At 70.1% G+C, this 18,649-nt stretch carries 17 protein-coding genes; 6 read left to right on the top strand and 11 right to left on the bottom strand.

Annotation, left to right across the window (positions count from 1 at the left end):
• Positions 1-13: 13 nt before the first annotated feature.
• From glgX to AB8M85_RS16415, 5 genes are all read right to left on the bottom strand, one after another.
• Positions 14-2,062 (bottom strand): glycogen debranching protein GlgX, encoded by a 2,049-nt coding sequence (glgX, locus tag AB8M85_RS16435; RefSeq protein WP_372699922.1) that lies wholly within the window; start codon positions 2,060-2,062, stop codon positions 14-16.
• 76 nt (positions 2,063-2,138) lie between these two features.
• Positions 2,139-3,128, bottom strand: coding sequence for a 23S rRNA (guanosine(2251)-2'-O)-methyltransferase RlmB (gene rlmB, locus AB8M85_RS16430; RefSeq protein ID WP_372699913.1), 990 nt, complete (start codon positions 3,126-3,128; stop codon positions 2,139-2,141).
• A 99-nt stretch (positions 3,129-3,227) separates the two neighbouring features.
• Positions 3,228-4,697: a cysteine--tRNA ligase gene (cysS, locus tag AB8M85_RS16425; protein WP_372699912.1), complete on the bottom strand. Its 1,470-nt coding sequence runs from the start codon at positions 4,695-4,697 to the stop codon at positions 3,228-3,230.
• The gene (ispD, locus tag AB8M85_RS16420; RefSeq protein ID WP_372699911.1) at positions 4,694-5,983 is read right to left on the bottom strand and encodes a 2-C-methyl-D-erythritol 4-phosphate cytidylyltransferase; all 1,290 of its coding nucleotides are present in this window, start codon (positions 5,981-5,983) and stop codon (positions 4,694-4,696) included. Before ispD ends, cysS begins: the two co-directional genes overlap by 4 nt.
• A gap of 112 nt (positions 5,984-6,095) precedes the next feature.
• Positions 6,096-6,578: a CarD family transcriptional regulator gene (locus AB8M85_RS16415; RefSeq protein WP_372699910.1), complete on the bottom strand. Its 483-nt coding sequence runs from the start codon at positions 6,576-6,578 to the stop codon at positions 6,096-6,098.
• A 311-nt stretch (positions 6,579-6,889) separates the two neighbouring features.
• Here AB8M85_RS16415 and AB8M85_RS16410 point away from each other — a divergent pair, with 311 nt between their 5' ends.
• Positions 6,890-7,426, top strand: coding sequence for a hypothetical protein (locus AB8M85_RS16410; protein WP_372699909.1), 537 nt, complete (start codon positions 6,890-6,892; stop codon positions 7,424-7,426).
• 119 nt (positions 7,427-7,545) lie between these two features.
• Here the strand turns inward: AB8M85_RS16410 and AB8M85_RS16405 are convergent, their stop codons facing one another.
• Both AB8M85_RS16405 and AB8M85_RS16400 read right to left on the bottom strand, forming a co-directional pair.
• Complete coding sequence (locus tag AB8M85_RS16405; protein WP_372699908.1) at positions 7,546-8,226, bottom strand: response regulator transcription factor; 681 nt, start codon at positions 8,224-8,226, stop codon at positions 7,546-7,548.
• Positions 8,223-9,455, bottom strand: coding sequence for a sensor histidine kinase (locus AB8M85_RS16400; RefSeq protein ID WP_372699907.1), 1,233 nt, complete (start codon positions 9,453-9,455; stop codon positions 8,223-8,225). The genes AB8M85_RS16405 and AB8M85_RS16400 overlap by 4 nt, the downstream gene beginning before the upstream one ends.
• A gap of 178 nt (positions 9,456-9,633) precedes the next feature.
• Between AB8M85_RS16400 and phoU the strand changes: the two genes are divergently transcribed.
• The gene (gene phoU, locus AB8M85_RS16395; RefSeq protein ID WP_372699906.1) at positions 9,634-10,293 is read left to right on the top strand and encodes a phosphate signaling complex protein PhoU; all 660 of its coding nucleotides are present in this window, start codon (positions 9,634-9,636) and stop codon (positions 10,291-10,293) included.
• Positions 10,294-10,546: 253 nt separating this feature from the next.
• On the opposite strand, the gene AB8M85_RS16390 is transcribed toward phoU, so the two are convergent.
• Both AB8M85_RS16390 and AB8M85_RS16385 read right to left on the bottom strand, forming a co-directional pair.
• Positions 10,547-11,182 carry a type IV toxin-antitoxin system AbiEi family antitoxin domain-containing protein gene (locus AB8M85_RS16390; protein WP_372699905.1) on the bottom strand — a complete coding sequence of 212 codons (636 nt, stop codon included), beginning with the start codon at positions 11,180-11,182 and terminating at the stop codon, positions 10,547-10,549.
• A 659-nt stretch (positions 11,183-11,841) separates the two neighbouring features.
• A complete protein-coding gene (locus tag AB8M85_RS16385; RefSeq protein ID WP_372699904.1) occupies positions 11,842-12,588 on the bottom strand; it encodes a phosphoglyceromutase in 747 nt (248 codons plus the stop codon).
• A gap of 86 nt (positions 12,589-12,674) precedes the next feature.
• On the opposite strand from AB8M85_RS16385, the gene AB8M85_RS16380 reads away from it, so the two are divergent.
• Positions 12,675-13,520, top strand: coding sequence for a class I SAM-dependent methyltransferase (locus tag AB8M85_RS16380; protein ID WP_372699903.1), 846 nt, complete (start codon positions 12,675-12,677; stop codon positions 13,518-13,520).
• 34 nt (positions 13,521-13,554) lie between these two features.
• Here the strand turns inward: AB8M85_RS16380 and AB8M85_RS16375 are convergent, their stop codons facing one another.
• A complete protein-coding gene (locus AB8M85_RS16375) occupies positions 13,555-13,866 on the bottom strand; it encodes a DUF2516 family protein (RefSeq protein ID WP_372699902.1) in 312 nt (103 codons plus the stop codon).
• A gap of 35 nt (positions 13,867-13,901) precedes the next feature.
• Entirely contained in the window at positions 13,902-15,047 is a 1,146-nt protein-coding gene (locus AB8M85_RS16370; RefSeq protein ID WP_372699901.1) for a PLP-dependent aspartate aminotransferase family protein, read from the bottom strand.
• Between the two features lie 158 nt (positions 15,048-15,205).
• Between AB8M85_RS16370 and tmk the strand changes: the two genes are divergently transcribed.
• Genes tmk through AB8M85_RS16355 form a run of 3 tightly spaced genes read left to right on the top strand, consistent with a single transcriptional unit; the run spans position 15,206 to position 18,572 of the window.
• A complete protein-coding gene (tmk, locus tag AB8M85_RS16365; RefSeq protein ID WP_372699921.1) occupies positions 15,206-15,859 on the top strand; it encodes a dTMP kinase in 654 nt (217 codons plus the stop codon).
• Positions 15,856-17,046: a DNA polymerase III subunit delta' gene (locus AB8M85_RS16360; RefSeq protein WP_372699900.1), complete on the top strand. Its 1,191-nt coding sequence runs from the start codon at positions 15,856-15,858 to the stop codon at positions 17,044-17,046. Before tmk ends, AB8M85_RS16360 begins: the two co-directional genes overlap by 4 nt.
• On the top strand, positions 17,043-18,572 hold the full coding sequence (locus AB8M85_RS16355) for an alpha/beta hydrolase (RefSeq protein WP_372699899.1): 1,530 nt from the start codon (positions 17,043-17,045) through the stop codon (positions 18,570-18,572). The genes AB8M85_RS16360 and AB8M85_RS16355 overlap by 4 nt, the downstream gene beginning before the upstream one ends.
• The last annotated feature ends 77 nt before the right edge of the window (positions 18,573-18,649 follow it).

Here is an 18,649-nt window from a genome sequence, read left to right as displayed (position 1 = left end):
CCGGCCGGCGGCCTCAGGGGCGGGTCGTGCCCGGGCCGTCGCAGCGGTAGATGGTGATCGAGTTGCCTTCGGCCGTGTCCAGCTCGCCGGTGCCGAAGACCGCACCTTGGCGGTGCGGCGCCCGGGCCCCGGTGCCGTACCGCAACTCGAAACGCGTGGCCTCGGGCGCCCTGCCGCGGAAGTCGCGCAGCGAGACCGCCTCGGGCAGGCGGATGCTGCGGTCGCCCAGGTGGCCGTTGAACACCACCAGCCCGTCGATGCTGCCCGAGGTCGAGCCCAGCAGCAGCTGCACCAGCCGCGTCGAGCCGTCGGTCCATTCCTCCTGGCGCATGGGCGTGCCCTCCGCATTGAACCAGAGCAGGTAGGAGCTCTCGGCGATCGTGGGGTACACGAACGGCTGGTGCTGCAGGAACTCGCGGCGGATCTTCGCGAAGGCCTGGGTGTGGCGGAGCATGGCCGTGCCGAAGGCGTCCGGGCTCCAGTCCAGCCAGGACAGCTCGTTGTCCTGGCAGTAGGCGTTGTTGTTGCCCCGCTGGGTCTTGCCGAACTCGTCGCCCGCGGTGATCATCGGGACCCCGAGCGAGAGCAGCAGGGTGGCCATGACGTTGGAGGCGGTCAGCAGGCGGGCTGCCGCGACGGACTCGTCGCCGGTGTGGCCCTCGACGCCGTGGTTGTGGCTGCGGTTGTCGTCGGCCCCGTCGCGGTTGGATTCGCCGTTGGCCTGGTTGTGCTTGTGCCGGTAGCTGACCAGGTCGCGCAGGGTGAACCCGTCGTGGGCGGTGACCAGGTTCACCGAGGCCAGCGGTCCGCGCCCGGAGGCCGCGAAGGTCTCCCGCGAGCCGGAGAGGACGCTGGCCAGCCGAGCCACGGTGGGGGCGGCACCGCCGTCCTCGAGTGCGGCGCGGCCGGCGACCCAGAAGTCGCGCACGGTGTCGCGGAAGCCGTCGTTCCAGTCGGCGAAGCCCGGGGGGAACCGGCCGGTCTGCCAGCCGTCGTGCCCGAGGTCCCAGGGTTCGGCGATCATCTTCACGTGGGAGAGGACCGGGTCCGCGGCGATGGCCTGCAGGAACCGGTGGCGCGGGGTGAACCGGTTGTCCTCGTCGCGCGCCAGCGTGACGGCCAGGTCGAAGCGGAACCCGTCGACGTGGTAGTCCTCGACCCAGTGGCGCAGGGAGGCCAGGGCCAGGTCGATGACCGGCTGCGAGGAGAAGTCCAGGGTGTTCCCGCATCCGGTGGTGTCCACGTAGTGCCCGGCGGCATCCTGCCGGTAGTACGAGCTCTCGCCGAGCCCGCGCCACGAGTACGTCTTCTGGCCGGGCCCGCCCTCGGCGGTGTGGTTGTAGACGACGTCGAGGATGACCTCCAGGCCGGCCTGGTGCAGCAGCCGGATCATGCCCTTGAGCTCGTCCCGGATGGCCTGCGGGCCGGCGGCGCGGGCCGCGGGGCTGGCGTAGGCGGGGTGCGGGGCGAAAAAGCCCAGGGTGTTGTATCCCCAGTAGTTGGGCAGCCCGAGGTCCTGCAGGTGCGGCTCATCCAGGTGGACGTGGATAGGCAGCAGCTGCACCGCCGTGACGCCCAGCCCCAGCAGGTGCCCGATCATGGCCGGGTGCGCCATGCCGGCGTAGCTGCCGCGCAGTTCCTCCGGCACGTCGGGGTGCAGCATCGACTGGCCGCGCACGTGCGCCTCGTAGATCACCGTGTCGCGCCATGGCACGTCCGGGGCCGCGTCGCCGCCCCAGTCGAAGTCCTCGGCGACATGCACGCCCCAGTAGGCCCCGCCGTCGTCCTCGAGGACCGCGCGGGCATAGGGGTCCAGCAGCAGCTGCCCGTCGGCCGGCAGCACCGCATCGCGGGACCAGAACGCGTAGCTGGCCCCCGGGCGCAGCATCGGGACCAGCCCGTGGTGGGTGCCGTCGTCGTCGGCGTGCAGCCGGGCCACCGCCCGGTCCCCCGCGGGGTCGGTGTAGTGCACGTCCACGGCCTCGAGGTCCGGGGCGAACACGGAGACGTTCACGGCATCGTCGGGTGCGCCGGCCGGGGGCGCGGAAATGCCCAGGGGCATGGCGGCAGAGGGACCGGCGGCCGCCTGGGGGGCGGTGCGCACAGCGTCAGCGGGCTTCTTCACTGGCGCGTGCGTCCTAGGCCGTCCGGAGGCGGGACACCTCGTAGAGGGTGATGCCCACGGCCATCGAGGCGTTCAGCGATTCCATGGCCGATTCGATCGGGATGGAGACGATCTGGTCGCAGTTCTCGCGCACCAGGCGCGAGAGGCCCTTGCCCTCGGACCCGACGACGATGCACAGCGGTTCGGTGGCCAGGGCCAGGCCGGTCAGGTCGACGTCGCCATCGCCGTCGAGCCCGATCACGTACACCCCGGACTGCTTCATGGCCTTGAGCGTGTTGGTCAGGTTGGTGGCGCGGGCGACCGGCACGCGGGCTGCGGCGCCGGCGGAGGTCTTCCAGGCCGAGGCGGTCATGCCCACCGAGCGGCGTTCGGGGACGATCACCGCGTGGGCGCCGAAGGCCGAGGCCGAGCGGATGATGGCCCCGAGGTTACGCGGGTCGGTGATGCCGTCCAGGGCGATGAACAGCGGGGTGTTGTTGATGTAGCCCTTCGACGCCTTGGCCAGCGTCTGCTCCACCGTCTCCAGCGCGTCCGGGTAGTCGTAGGGCGGCACCTGCAGGGCCAGGCCCTGGTGGATGGCCTCGTCGGTCATCCGGTCCAGTTCGGGCTTGCCCGTCTCCATCACGGGCAGCCCGCGGTCGGCGGCGAGCTTGAGGACCTCGCGGACGCGGTCGTCGACGTCGATCCGGATGGCCATGTAGAGGGCCTTGGCCGGGATGTCGGCGCGCAGGGCCTCCAGGACCGAGTTGCGGCCGGTGACCATCTCCTCGGCGTTCTTGCCGCGGCCTGCGCTGCGTCCGACGGGGCGCGCGCGGCCGGTGCCGGGCTTGGCGGCGGCGCGTTCGGCCAGCTGCTTGTTCCGGTAGGCCTTGTGGTAGGTCCGTTCCTCGGCCTTGGGGGTGGGGCCCTTGCCCTCGAGCGCCTTGCGGCCGTGGCCACCGGTGCCGACGGTGGGGCCCTTCTTCTTCTTCGGTGCGCCGCCGTGACGCTTGGGTGCTGCCATGGGATGGAATCCTTGAGGTTGGTGGGGTCGGGTCCGCGCAGTCGCGATGCCCGGCAACCCCCTATTTTACAGGTGGAACGGTTTTTTCCGGACCGGCGGCTATTTCAGCGACCAGCGGGCGCCGTCGGCCGAGTCCTCCACGACGATCCCGGCGGCGGCCAGGGTGTCGCGGATCCGGTCGGCCCGCGCCCAGTCCTTCGCGGCCCGGGCCTCGATGCGTTCGGCCAGCTGCGCCTGCACGAGCGTGTCCAACGCCTCCTGCGCCGCCGGCGATCCGGCGCCGCTGCCGCCGGCCGCCGCATCGTCCAGGCCGAGCGTCGAGGTCATGGCCAGCACCTGTTGCAGCGCCACGTCGGCCTCCCCCAGCTCGCCGGCGGCCAGCGCCTTGTTGCCGCGGCGCACGCTCTCGTGCAGGGCGGCCAGGGCCTGCGGGACGTTCAGGTCGTCGTCCATCGCCGCGGCAAAGTCCCCGGTGACCGCGAAGTGCTCCATGTCGACCTCGAAGTCCCCGCCCGGGGCGACCTGGTGGATCCGCTGCAGCGCGTTGGAGGTGAACGTGTCGATGCGCTCGACGGCGGCCGCGGCCTCCTGCAGCGAAGTGGGCTTGTAGTCCAGCTGGGAGCGGTAGTGCGCCTGGCCCAGGAAATACCGCACGACGCGCGGCGAGGCGGTGGCGAGCATCTCCTCGGGTGAGATGGTGTTGCCGACCGACTTGGACATCTTCTCGCCCTGGTACGTCACCATGCCGTTGTGCATCCAGAAGTTCGCGAAGTCGTCGCCGGCCGCGGTGGACTGGGCGAGTTCGTTCTCGTGGTGCGGGAAACGCAGGTCGAGGCCCCCACCGTGGATGTCGAACGCGCTGCCCAGGTACTTCCCGGCCATGGCCGAGCACTCCAGGTGCCAGCCCGGCCGGCCCCGGCCCCAGGGGCTGGGCCAGGAGGCGGTGGCCGGGTCGGTATCCTTGTGTCCCTTCCACAGGGCGAAGTCCCGCGGGTCGCGCTTGCCGCGGGGGTCGGCGTCGGGGGCCGCCTGCATGTCCTCGACGCGCTGGCGGGTCAGGGCGCCGTAATCCGGGTAGGAGCGTACGTCGAAGTAGACGTCGCCGGAGCCGTCGGTGGCGGGGTAGGCGTGGCCGGCGTCGACGAGCCGGGCGATGAGCTCGTGCATTTCGGTGATGTGCCCGGTGGCGCGGGGTTCGTAGGTGGGTCGCCGCACGCCCAGGGTGTCGTAGGCCAGGGCGAAGGCCTGCTCGAAGCGGTAGGCCAGTGCGAACCAGTCCTCCTGCTCCAGGTAGGGGTCCCCGCCCTCGAAGCCGGGGGCGAAGGAGGCCGCGGACTTCTCCAGGATCTTGTCGTCGATGTCGGTCACGTTGCGCACCACGTCCACGCGCAGCCCGCGGTATTCCAGCCAGCGCACCAGGATGTCGAAGGCGATCGCCGAGCGGACGTGTCCGACGTGTGGCATACCCTGGACCGTGGCACCGCAGTAGTAGAGCCCCACGCGCCCCGGTGTCAGGGGAACGAAGTCCCGGACCTGTGCCTGCTTGGTGTCATAGAAACGGATGCTCACCCAGCAAGATTAGCCGACGCGGGATAGACCAGGGCGGTGGCGTAGGCGGTGATGCCCTGCCCCGACCCCTCGTAGCCGAGACCGTCGGAGGTGGTGGCGGTGACGGTGACCGGTGCCCCGGCGGCGGCGGTGAGCGCGGCATCGGCTTGGGTGCGGCGTGGCCCGAACTTGGGGCGCCGGCCGACGAACTGGACGGCGACGTTGCCGATCTCCCATCCGGCCGCGCGCACCAGCCGGGCCGCCTCGCCCAGCAGCCGAACCCCTGGGGCGCCGGCGAATTCGGGCCGGTCGGTGCCGAAGTGGGTGCCCAGGTCGCCGATGCCGGCGGCGGAGAACAGGGCGTCGCAGGCGGCGTGGGCCACGGCGTCGCCGTCGGAGTGCCCGGAGAGCCCGGCCTCGCCGGGCCAGTGCAGCCCGGCCAGCCAGAGGCCGCGCTCCGGGTCGGTGGAGACGGCGTGGACATCGATGCCGATGCCGGTGCGCGGGATGAGGGGGCGGTCGGCCATCAGTGCTCCTGGGTGGGGGTCCGTGGTGTCCTGGCGGGCCAGCACGGCTTCGGCCAGCAGCAGGTCCAGGGCGGTGGTGATCTTGAAGGCGGCCGGATCGCCGGGGACCACCAGCACCGGGTGTCCGGCGCGTTCCATCAGCCCGGCGTCGTCGGTGATCGCCGCGGCTGCGGCCCGGTCCCATCCGGCGGCCAGGTCGTGGGCCGCGGCCAGGGCCGCGGCGTCGAAGCCCTGCGGGGTCTGGATGGCGCGGAGGCCGGAACGGTCCGGGGTGCCGGTGACGACCGCGGCGTCGGGGATGTCCAACGCGGCGGCCGCGGCCGGGTCCACGGCCTTGATCGTGTCGGCCACCGGTACCCCGGGAACGACGGCGGTGCCTCCTGCCGCCAGTGCCGCGGCGATGCGGGCGAACACGGCGGGCGGGGTGAGGCAGCGGGCGGCGTCGTGTACCAGGACGTGGTCCACGATCCCCAGGGCTGCCAGGCCGGCTCGGACCGAGTCGTTCCGCTCGGCTCCGCCGGGCACGGTGGCCACCGGGGTTCCGGAGCGGTCCGCGGCCGCGCGGCAGACCCGGTCCAGCCGGTCGTCGCCGGGCGGCAGGACCACGACCAGCTCATCGGCGACGCCGGAGTCGATGACCCCGCGCAGGGCGTGGTCCAGCAGCGTCTGCCCGGCCAGCGGAACGAGGGCCTTGGGCATGCCGTGCCCGAGCCGGGTCCCGGAGCCGGCGGCGACCACGACGATTCCGGTTCGCTGGCGGCCAGGGGTGGGTGCTCTCACGCGTCCCACCTTACCGGCGGGCAGGCGAAAGGCCCGCCCACCTGTCGGTGGACGGGCCTCGTGCTGTGCATCGGCTGTCTGCCGTTCCGGTTCCCCGGAGCGGCGTCGGCAGCTAGGAGGCGAGCACCTCGTCGAGGACGCTTTCGGCCTTCTCCTCATCAAGCTTCTTGGCCAGCGCCAATTCGCTGATGAGGATCTGCCGTGCCTTCGAGAGCATGCGCTTCTCGCCGGCCGAGAGTCCGCGGTCGTTGTCGCGGCGCCACAGGTCGCGGACGACCTCTGCCACCTTGACGACGTCGCCGGAGGCCAGCTTCTCCAGGTTGGCCTTGTAACGGCGGGACCAGTTCGTCGGTTCCTCCGTCAACTCCGCGCGCAGGACGTCAAATACATGTTCCAGGCCCTCCTGGCCGACGACGTCCCTGACGCCGACCAGATCCACGTTCTCAGCCGGAACCTCGATTGTCAGATCTCCCTGGGCGACCTTGAGCTTGAGATACATCTTCTCTTCGCCCTTGATCGTCCGCATCTTGATTTCTTCGATCATCGCCGCACCGTGGTGAGGGTAAACAACCGTTTCGCCAACCTCAAAAACCATCTGGATAAACCCCTTTCCCGGAATCAAGTTTATCACGAATTTGGCTCTATTACCGGCGCGTTGCCCGTCATCGCGGGGAAGGAGGGCCATAATCCGCCCTTGCAATTCCGGGCGTTGCTGCTATCGCGCGGGCCGGCTGAGGCGTGGACGGCGACCGGGCAGGGTCGCACCGCCGGCTACGCGGAGTCATACTTTTGCCCGGGGACCGATTAGGCTGGGAGCAACGCTATTTTTCTGCTCCGGCGCGGAACCCACTCGTCCGCACTGGTGCGACAACACCAGAGATAGAACCTTGTAGAGGAGTTTGTGCCGTGACCACCGCACAGAAGTTCCGCGGCCGCCGTACCGCGACCGCTGCCGCCATCGCCCTGCTGGCGGTCGGCATGACCGGCTGCAGCGCGGTGAACCTGCAGGCCACGACCATGCAATACTCCGCCTCGGATGGAATCGTTTTCAACGTCGCCGATGCCCAGCTGCGCAACATGATGCTGGTGACCGGCGCGGAAGGCGAACCGGCCCGCCTGATCGGCAGCATCGTCAACGACACCGACAAGTCCATCTCCGTGGAGCTGACGGTCGACGGGAACTCCACCACGGTGGACGTGCCGAAGAAGACCTCGCTGAAGCTCGAGGACGACGCCAACAAGGTCGTGCTGCCCAGCGCCGGCGCGGCACCGGGTTCGCACGTCGAGGCCACGGTGACGTCCGGCGGCAACAGCGTCTCCGAATCCATGCCGATCGTCAACGGGGCCCTTCCGGCCTACCGGCCCTTCATTCCCAGCGGCTACGACGAGTCCACGGTCGAGCACCTGCAGCCGACCGAACCGATCCTCGAACCGGAGAAGTAGGCACCACCAAGACCACCGACGACGGCGGTCGGATCCCCTCGGGATCCGGCCGCCGTTCTTGCACCCGGGCCGGCATGCACCGCAGTCGTGCCATCGGCGTCGTGCTACTGGCCCCGCACTCAGGCCTCGAACTTGTAGCCCAGCCCGCGCACGGTCACCAGGTGCACCGGTGTGGCCGAGTCCGGCTCGATCTTCGAGCGCAGCCGCTTGACGTGCACGTCGAGGGTCTTGGTGTCCCCGACGTAGTCCGAGCCCCAGACCCGGTCGATCAGCTGCCCGCGGGTGAGCACGCGGCCGGCGTTGCGCAGCAGCATCTCCAGCAGCTCGAACTCCTTGAGCGGGAAGGACACGGCTTCGCCGTGCACGGTGACGGTGTGCCGCTCGACGTCCAGGCGGACCGGACCAGCCTGCACGGTGGCGGCCACCAGTTCCTCGGGTTCGCCCTGGCGCCGCAGCACGGCCCGGACCCGGGCGACGAGCTCGCGGGCGGAGTAGGGCTTGGTCACGTAGTCGTCGGCGCCCAGTTCCAGGCCCACCACCTTGTCGATTTCCGAGTCCTTGGCCGTCAGCATGATGACCGGGACGCTGGAGCGCTGGCGCAGCTGCCGGCAGACCTCGGTGCCCGACTGGCCCGGGAGCATGAGGTCCAGCAGCACCAGGTCGGCCCCGCTGCGGTCGAACTCGACGATGGCGTCGAGGCCGTTGTCCGCGACCTGGACCTCGAAGCCCTCCTTCGTGAGCAGGTATTCCAACGGGTCGCTGAGCGACTCCTCGTCCTCGACCACCAGAATGCGGGTCAAATTCGGCCTCCTTGTTGTGTGCCGCGATGTGCGCGCACGGTATCGGTCTGCGGGGCGGGTCCCGGGACGGCGCCGGTGCTTGCCGGTTCGCCGGGCTGTGAGGTGGCGTTCTCGTGCCGGGGCATGCGCACCGTAAAGGTGGAACCCTGCCCCGGCTGGGACCACAGCGTGATTTCGCCGCCATGGTTGGAGATCACGTGCTTGACGATGCTCAGGCCCAGGCCGGTCCCGCCGGTCTGGCGCGTCCGGGCGGCATCGACCCGGTAGAAGCGCTCGAAGATGCGTTCCTGCTCCTCGGGGGCGATGCCCGGGCCCTGATCGGTCACCGCCACCTGGACCAGCCCGTCGCGCGAGCGCACGCCGACACCGACGTTGGTACCCTCCGGCGAGTAGCGGATCGCGTTGTCGATGAGGTTGCGGAACGCGGTCATCAGCAGGTCCCGGTCCCCGAAGATGCGGTCCTCGGTGTGGCCGCCGACGGTGATGGTGATGGATTTTCCCTCGGCAGTGAGCTTGTTGCGGTCCACGGCCTCGGCGACCACCCGGTTCACGTCCACCGGCTGGCCCTGGAGCACGACGTCGGTCCCCTGCAGGCGGGAAAGCTCGATGATGTCCTGCACCAGCGCCGACAACCGGTGGGCTTCCTTGTCCAGCCGGGTGGAGAACCGCCGGACGGCGACCTCGTCGTCGGCGGCGCCGTCGATCGCCTCGGAGAGCAGCTGGATCGCCCCGACCGGGGTCTTCAGTTCGTGGGAGACGTTGGCGACGAAGTCGTTGCGCATGGCCTCGGTGCGGGTGATCTCGGTGCGGTCGTCGGCCAGCAGCAGGATGTACTCCTGCCCCAGCGGTGCGACCCGGACGTGAACCACGATGGTCCCCTGGCCCAGCGGGCCCAGCGGCAACTCGAACTGGCGTTCCTCGATGACCCCATCGGAGCGTACGCGGCGGGCCAAAGCCAGCAATTCGGAGTGGACCATGGTGTGCCCGCGGACCAGCCCGTAGGCATAGGCCGCCGGGTTGGCCCGGACCACCCCGTCGATGTCGTCGACCACGACGAAGGCCCGACCGACCACGGAGAGGATCTCGGCGGCACCGTCCGGAAGGGTCGGTTCGCCGACGTCGGCGACCGCCTCGCGCTGCAGCCGGCTTTGCCGGTAGGCGAGCAGTCCCACGACGCCCAGCGCCAGGCCCACGATCCCGGCGACCACGATCATCAGCGCGTCATCCACGCCTCTAGGGTAGCCCGGCCCCCGGCGGCCGCAGCGCCGAAATGACGCCCCTGCAGCGCCCATTCACGCAATGTTCACGCACGGGCGGCCCGAAGTTAAGGTAGGGGTGGCACAGTGGATCCCACAATGCCCGTTCCCTGCCCAGCAGCACGGGATCACAGCGAAGAAAGGACGCCCAGTGCGCAAGGTTTTCCAGGCGGAGCTGCAGACGATCGGCGAGGAACTCACGGAGATGGCCACCCTGGTGGCTGACGCCATGGAGCGAGCCCACACCTCCTACGCCGAGGCCGACACCGAGGTCGCCCAGGAAGTCATTGCCGCGGACGCGCGCGTGGACTTCATGCAGAACCAGCTGGACGAGCGGGCGATCGACGTGCTGGCCCTGCAGGGGCCGGTGGCCTCGGACCTGCGCATGATCGTCGGTTCGCTGCGGATGAGCGCCTCGCTCGAGCGGATGGGCGACCTGGCCCGGCACATCGCCCAGCTGGCCCGCCTGCGCTTCCCGGCCAACGTGGCCCCCGAGGCGGTGGCGCCGGTGTTCGCGGAGATGGCTGGCCTCGATGTCCAGATCGCGCGGAAGCTGGTCACGCTGCTGGAGACCCGCGACCTGGAGATCGCCGCGGAGATCGTCGCGCTAAACACCCGCATCGATGACCTGCACGCCAGCGTCTTCAAGATCGTCGCCGACCCGCAGTGGGACGAATCAGCCCCGCGCACCGCCGACGTCACGCTGACCAGCCGCTACCTGGAGCGCTACGGGGACCACGGGGTATCGGTGGCCCGCAAGGTCAACTACCTGGTGACCGGCGAATGGGAACCGGGCAGCTCCGCGCTGTAGCAGCCGTGCTGACAGGGAGGGATGAAGGTACGCCGGCAATGGCCGCGGACCGGGAGTCAGGCCTCCCAGACGGCCGCGGTCGGGTTCCACTGCAGGCCGGCAGCGGTTCCATCGCAGGCGGGCAGCAGGAACCGCTTCGTGGCCTCGACCGCGACCGTGAAGTCCGTGGTGTCGCGGCAGGCGGGGACGGATCGTGCGATGGCACCGTATTGCCTCGACCAGGTCGCCGGCGGGTCGAAGTCGGGCTTGCCGGTTAGACCGCGGAAGTCCCATTGGGGTGGACCATGTCGAGCAGGCCAAGCATGAGGTTTTCCCCGTCGCTGGCGTCGAGCCGGCCCGTGACGCGGTTGAGCTGCCCGGCCAGCTTCCCCATGTCGAGGATCCCAGCATGGAGTCCGTCACGGATGGCCGTGGCCACGTGGCTCTGGTCATGCCCTCCCCGCAGGAGGTCAAGAATTGTTCGCTCCGGCGTCGTAGTGGGAAGCCCGTCCACGAGTGTGACCTCGTCGGGGTCAAGCGGCAGGCGGTGCAGCTTGACCCGGCGGCTGGTCTGCTTGCGCTTGGGGGTGGTCAGCTCCGGGACCGACGGGTCCAGGTCCCCCATCCCGTGCAGTGCCGCGGCGGATGTGTGGGAGGCCACCGCTGCCTCGATGCGCATGTGGATGCGCTCCTCTGCCGTTGCCTTCGGGTCGAAGCTGAGCCATGCCTCATGGAGGTCACGGTGCTCGTCGATGGTGTGGGACATCGCGTAGACGCCCTGGCCCACGCGTTCGAGCACGCCTGTCCCTGCCAGGCGGGTCAGCTGCATCCGTTCGACACCAGCCAGTGCTGCCTGTGCGGTCGTGAACATCCCCCACTGCCCCACAGCGAGGTCAGCCAGAATAGCCACAACGTTCCTTTTCATACTTCGGTTGTATCGCCCAAGGATACAAATGAAGACCACTACTGGTCATGGACTTCGACGTGCTGCTCCGTGCAAAGATGACGGAATGCTGGAGGACTTCGTCAAGGGATGGAGCCAGGGCAGCAATGCTGGTCTTTATGAGCTGGAAAATACAGACCCCAGTGGTCTAGCACGGGACCTGTGTAGGACCTAGGCTGCTCCGTCTCGCCGTGGCGACGGACGTCGAGGGCGATGCCCGGCAAAGATGCGATTCCCGGTGCGACTCGGTGGGAACCCACATCGGACGGCTCCCACGCGGCCCTGGCTACCGGGGCCACCCCACGCTTCTGGATCCGGCAAGGCCAGGACCTGTACCGGTATTCGCCGAAGCTACTCGAAGCCGTTGGCACGCTGCCCGACGGGTGCGTCATGGACGGGGAGACGTTCACGCGCCGCTGTCTCGACCGCGGGCTGACCAGCCATGTCGCTTGCCTCGTCGTCGTTCAAGGCCACCGCCAGCCCATTCCCTTGCTGAACCGCTTGCGCGCCTTCAGGCAACGGAACGACGACGGCGGGACCGGCTGGCGCGAGCGCGCCGGCTGGTCCCGCCGTCGTCCTGGATGGTGCCGGCGCCTACCGGGAACCCGGCGCGGTCGGCCCGGGGACTACTTGCGGCCCTGGTTGGCGACGGCCTTGATCGCGTCGGCGGCGGCCTCGGCGTCGAGGTACCGGCCGCCGGCGGTGACCGGGGTGAAATCCTCGTCCAGTTCGTAGACCAGCGGGATCCCGGTGGGGATGTTCAGCCCGGCAATGTCCTCGTCCGAGATGCCGTCCAGGTGCTTGACCAGGGCGCGCAGCGAGTTGCCGTGGGCGGTGACCAGCACGGTCTTGCCCGCCTGCAGGTCGGGGCGGATGGCCTCGTTCCAGTACGGCAGCAGGCGCTCGAGCACGTCCTTGAGGCATTCGGTGCGCGGGGCATCGTCGCCGAGGTCGGCGTAGCGGCGGTCGCCGATCTGCGAGAACTCGGAGTCGTCGTCGAGCGGCGGCGGCGGGGTGTCGTAGGAACGCCGCCACTGCATGAACTGCTCCTCGCCGTATTCGGCCAGGGTCTGCGCCTTGTCCTTGCCCTGCAGGGCGCCGTAGTGGCGTTCGTTCAGCCGCCAGTCGCGCCGGACCGGGATCCAGGACAAGTCGGCGGCCTCCAGCGCCAGGTTGGCGGTGGTGATCGCGCGCTGGAGCAGCGAGGTGTGCAGCACGTCGGGGACCAGGCCCTCGGCGGTGAGCAGCTCGCCGCCGCGCACTGCCTCGGCGCGTCCCTTCTCGGTCAGCGGCACATCGACCCAGCCGGTGAAGAGGTTCTTTTCGTTCCAGTCGCTCTGCCCGTGGCGGAGCAGGATGAGGGTGTGCGTCATGCGTTTCATCCTATCGGGCGTGAAGTCCGTTACTTTCCCCCGTGACCGGTCATGAAGGCCCCCGCGGCGGCCTTATATTCATTTCCGTGGTGCAAAAGGCTCAGCGGCTTGGCGGCCGGCACCAGGCCGGGCGCCCCCTGGGCAACCCCACCCGCGGCACCACGAATCCGAACCGCATGCGCCGGGTCGACCGCTGGATGACGGGCACCCAACACTTCCGCCTGCGCCCCGACGTCACCGGCGCACCGCCGATCTGCGTGGACCTGGGCTACGGGGCCTCGCCGCGCACCGCCGTCGAATACTTCCAGCGCCTGCGAGCGGTGAACCCCCAGGTCTCGGTCGTGGGACTGGAGATCGACCCCGGCCGGGTCCTGGCGGCGAAGCTGATGGAGGTCGAGGGGCTCGCGTTCAACGTCGGCGGCTTCGAGGTGCCCACCGAGCGCAATCCGCTGCTGATCCGGGCCTTCAACGTGCTGCGGCAATACAACGAGGACGATGTCGCGGCCATCTGGAAGGGCCTCGCGGCGCGGTTGGACCCGCGCGGGCTGCTCATCGAGGGCACCTGCGACGAGATCGGCCGGGTCAGCACCTGGGTCGGGGTGGCCCCGGACGGCCCCCTGACCTTGAGCATCTCGGTCCGGTTCGGGGCGATCGGCCGGCCCAGCGAGGTGGCCGAGCGGCTGCCCAAGGCGCTGATCCACCGCAACCATCCCGGCGAACGGGTCTACGATTTTCTGGCTGCGGCCGACGCGGCCTGGCTGGCGGCGGCACCGCTGGCCCCTTTCGGCCAACGCCAGCGCTGGATCGCCATGTGCCGGACTCTGCGCACCGACGGGTGGCCCGTGCACGACGGCGTCTCCCGCTGGAGGCTGGGCGAACTCACCGTGGACTGGGCCTGCGTGGCCCCGCGGACCGGCGCGCTGGCACGGTAGCCTGCGGCCCCGTTGGCCGGCTGGCCCGGCGGTTTTAGTAGTTGAAGTACCCCGGGGAGCCCTTGCCGCTGACGGCGGGCCGGACGTCGGCGAGGTAGACGCAGGAGATGCAGGCGGCGATCAGCTGCAGGAATCCGGCGCCGCCGGAGCCCAGGAACGTGAAGGCGCAGACCACGGCGGAGACGCCGGTCATGCCCAGCCAGAAGCCCTTGGTGCGCTTGTTCTCGCGCTGGTAGTTCGGTGCCGGATGGCGCACGGCATCAATGAAGGCCCACAGGCCGAGCACCAGGGCCGCCAGGCTCAGGACCCGGAACAGGACGATCTCAAACAACAATGCGGTAGCCACCCCGCCAGTCTAGGCGACCGGTCCCCGATCCGGGGCTAGCGTGTCGCGCCCAGCGCGGCGTCCAGGTCCCGCCACAGGTCCTCGACGTTCTCGATCCCGACGCTGAGCCGGATCAGGTTGGCCGGCACCGAGTCCGGTTCGCCGGGATGGCGCCGCCGTCGTTCGGCCAGGGACTCGACCCCGCCCAGGCTCGTGGCCGGCGTCCACAGGGCCAGCGCCGCCAGCGCGGCCTCCGCCGCCGCTTCTCCCCCGGCCACCGTGATGGCCACGATCGACCCGAACCCGTCCATCTGGGCGGCGGCACGCGCATGCCCGGGATCCGATTCCAGCCCCGGATAGCGCACCGATTCCACCGCCGGATGCGCGGACAGGCGGCGGGCCAGCTCCCTGGCGCTGGCCTGGGAGCGTTCGACCCGCAGCGCCATCGTGCGCAGCCCGCGCAGCGTCAGCCAGGCCTCGAACGGCCCGGCGATCGCCCCGTGCAGCGATCGGTGGGCATGCAGCCGGGCCCGCAGGTCGGGATCGCTGGTCAGCACGGCACCGAGCACGACGTCGGAATGCCCGCCCATGTACTTGGTCGCCGAATGCACCACGACGTCGGCGCCCAGTTCCAGCGGGCGCTGCAGCAGTGGGGTGGAGAAGGTGTTGTCCACGACGGACAGCACCCCGGCGGCGCGGGCGGCGGCGGCCAGGGCCCGCACGTCGGCGACCTCGAGCATCGGGTTGGTGGGGCTTTCGAGCCAGAGCAGGTCGGCACCGTCGAGCAGTGCCACGGTGGCGTCGGTGTCCTCGACGTCGGCCAGGCGCACGGTCAGGTTCGCCCGGGTCTCGAGGTCGGCCACCAGCGACAGCGATCCGTTGTAGCTGTGCCGGGGCACCACGATCGTCCCGCCCAGCGGCACCAGCGACATGGCCGAGGCCACCGCCGCCATCCCGGAGGCGTAGACCAGTCCGGGCATGGCCGCCGATTCCAGCTGCGCCAGCGCGTCCTCGAGCGGATCCCACGTCGGGTTGGAGAACCGTCCGTAAACCCGTTCCCCGGCCCCCGGGGTCCCGGCGCCGAAGAACGTCGAGGAGAGCACGATCGGCGAGTTCACCGGTGCGTCCACCTCGCGCGGCGGGCGCCCGGCGGCAACGACGACGGTATCGGGGGCAAGATCCTGGGGGTGTGAAGGGGCCATGGCAAGATCGTAGACCGCACCCGGCCCGGGCCCCGAAGCCGCGACAGCGTGTTACCGCTGCCGCGACAACGGGTGGCCGGCCGCCGCCGGCGCCCCCTGCGCCGCGTCCGGGCCGCCTGCGGGATCGCACTTGCCGATAGGCTTACCGGGTGAATCAAATGCAGCGCGCGCCCGGGGCCCTGTTCGTCGTCCTCGAAGGCGGCGACGGCGCGGGCAAGTCCACGCAGGCGGCCCTGCTGGCCGGCCACCTGCAAGAGCACGGCCGCGACGTCGTGCGCACACGCGAACCCGGCGGCACCCCGATCGGCGAGAAGCTGCGCTCCCTGGTGCTCGACCACGGACACGGCGAGGTCGACGCCCGCACCGAGGCGCTGATGTTCGCCGCCGCGCGGGCCGCCCACGTCGAACAGCTCATCGTGCCGGCGCTGGCCCGCGGCGCCACCGTCGTCTGCGACCGCTACATCGACTCCTCCGTGGCCTACCAGGGCACTGGCCGTGGCCTGGGCACCGACGAGGTGCTCGCGCTGAACCGCTGGGCCACCGGCGGGCTGCGCCCCGACCTGACGATCCTGCTCGACGTCGACCCGCAGGCCGGCCGCCACCGCCGCACGGCCGGCGCGGCGGCCGAGGACCGGCTCGAATCCGAACCCGACGACTTCCACGCCAGGATCCGCCAGGCCTTCCTGGACCGGGCCACGCACGATGACGGTGCCTACCTGGTCCTCGATGCCTCCCTGGGCGTCGACGAACTCGCCGGCAGGATCGCCGCCGCAGTGGACGGAATCGGGCAGGCGGCGGGGTCGGCCCCATGAGCACCATGGACACGCTGCGGGGGGTCTGGGCCGACCTGCCCGGCCAGGACCAGGCCGTCGACGCCCTCCGCCGGGCCGCCGCGCTCGGCGCGCCCTCGCATGCCTGGCTGTTCACCGGCCCACCGGGGTCGGGGCGGTCCAATGCGGCGCGCTCCTTCGCCGCGGCCCTGCAGTGCGACGTGGCCGATCCGGAGGCCCGGGGCTGCGGTGCGTGCCGCCCCTGCCGGATGGTGATGGCCGGCACCCACCCCGACGTCTCCCTCATCGCCACCGAGAAGGTCGCCTACCAGATCGATGACGTCCGCGAGCTGATCTCCAAGGCCCAAGACCGCCCATCGTCGGGGACGTGGCGGATCATCATCGTCGAGGATGCCGACCGGATGACGGAGCGGACCACCAACGTGCTGCTCAAGTCCATCGAGGAGCCCCCGCCGCACACCATATGGATCCTGTGCGCGCCGAGCCCGGCCGACGTGCTGGTGACCATCCGCTCTCGCTGCCGGCCGGTGACCCTCGGGGTGCCGGCACGCGAGGCGGTGGCCGAGCTGCTGGTGCGCCGCGACGGGTTGACCCCCGAGCAAGCCGATTTCGCGGCCCGCGTCTCGCAGAGCCACATCGGCATTGCCCGGCGCCTGGCCCGGGACGAGGGGGCCCGGCTGCGCCGGGACCGGACCGTCCGGTTGCCCCTGCGGCTGGGCTCGGTCTCCGATGCGGTCATCGCCGCCGGGGACCTGGTGGAGCTCTCGACCGCCGAGGCCACGGCCTCGGCGGAGGAGCGCGGTGCCGCCGACACCGCCGCCCTGCGCGAATCCCTGGGCCTGGAGACCGATGCCCCCGTCCCCCCGCAATTGCGCAGCCAGTTCAAGGCGCTCGAGGAGCTGAACAAGCGCCGGGCCAAGCGCGGGGTCAACGACTCCCTGGACCGGGCGCTGATCGACCTGACCACGTTCTACCGTGACGTGCTGACCCTGCAGCTCTCCACCGGCAGCGAGCTGGTCAATGCCTATCTGGAGCGCGAACTGGGCGAGGTCGCCCGGCGTTCCACTCCCGAGCAGACGCTGGCGCGGATCGGCCACATCGCCGAGGCCCGCCGCCGCATCACCGCGAACGTCCAACCGCTGTTGGCCATGGAGGCCATGATGGCCGGCCTGCTGCCGGCCAGAAACCAAGGAGATCCCCAGGCATGACCTTCCGATCCCGACGGCTGCAGTGGGTGGCCGCCTTTGCCAGCTGCCTGCTGTTGCTTTCGGCCTGCAGCACCGGCCAGTCCGCCGACCCGGGCACCGAACCCGATGCCGCAGCGTCCATGCCCGCCGCGCCGGAGGGCCTGGAACGCTACTACACGCAATCGCTGGACTGGACGAGTTGTTCGACGTCGTTCGAATGCGCCGACGTGGAAGTCCCGCTGGACTATGCCCACCCCGAGGGCGATTCCATCCAGCTCGCCGTGGTCAAGATGGAGGCCCCCGGAAAGGCGCAGGGGACGTTGCTGGTCAATCCCGGGGGACCGGGTGGTTCGGGGGTCGACCTGGTGATGAACGCCGGATCGCTGGTCTTCTCCGAGGACCTGCGTGGCGCCTACGACGTGCTCGGCTTCGATCCGCGCGGCGTGAGCCGTTCCGCACCGGTCACCTGCCGCACCGACGCCGAACGCGACGAGGCCAGAACGATCGACATCGACACCTCCACCGCCGCCGGGCTGGCCGAACTCGAGGCGCAGAGCAAGGACTTCGCCCAGGACTGCGCCCGGAAGACCGGAAAGTCGCTGGGCTTCGTCGACACCGTCAGCTCCGCCAAGGACATGGACATCCTGCGCGCAGTCAGCGGCGACCCGAAGCTGGACTACCTTGGCTTCTCCTACGGCACCAAGCTCGGGGCCACATACGCCCAGCTCTTCCCCCAGAGCGTCGGCCACATGGTGCTCGACGGTGCCATGGACCCCTCCCTGGACAACGAGGAGGTGACACTGGGCCAGGCGGCGGCCTTCGAGAAGGCCATCACCACCTACCTGGAGGACTGCCTGCGTCGCCAGAATTGCCCCTTCGACGGCGACGTCGACCAGGCGCGCAGCCAGCTCCAGCAGCTCTTCGATTCCGTCGAGAAGTACCCCATGACCGCCCAGGACGGACGCGAAGTCGGCATCACCGACTTCGTCAACGGCTTCCTGCTGGCGTTCTACGACGACGCCTACTGGGACCAGCTCACTGCAGCGCTCAACGCAGTCATCTCGGGCGATCCGACCAAGATCCTCGAGATGGCCGACATGAGCGCGGGCCGCAATGCGGACGGGACCTACACCGGCAATTCCACGGCGGCCTTCACCGCCATCAACTGCCTGGACTACCCGGTGGACACCAGCATCGAGGGGCAGCGCCGCGACGCGCGGGAATTGGCCAAGGCCTCCCCCACGATCGGCAAGTACCTCGCCTTCGGCGGGATGGCCTGCCAGGACTGGAAGTACGAACCGACCGGCCACCCGGCGCCGGTCTCGGCCCCCGGCGCGGCTCCGATCGTCATCATCGGCACCACCGGAGACCCTGCCACCCCGTACCAATGGTCCAAGGCGCTGAACCAGCAGCTGGAGTCATCGGTCCTGCTGACCTTCCATGGGCAAGGACACACTGCGTATGGCCGCAGCAACGAGTGCATCGGCAACGCCGTGGACGATTACTTCGTGGATTCGACGGTCCCCCAGGACGGACTGCAGTGCTGATGTGCCGGGGCCGACGGGCCCGTTTTGACCGGCGGCGAAGCGCTCCTATAAACTAACTGCTTGTGGCCCGCGTGGCC

The organism is Arthrobacter sp. JSM 101049 (assembly GCF_041679245.1).
GTDB lineage: Bacteria > Actinomycetota > Actinomycetes > Actinomycetales > Micrococcaceae > Arthrobacter_H.
Note: the sequence above shows the minus strand (reverse complement) of the source record. Positions and strands in the feature narration are given on the sequence as shown.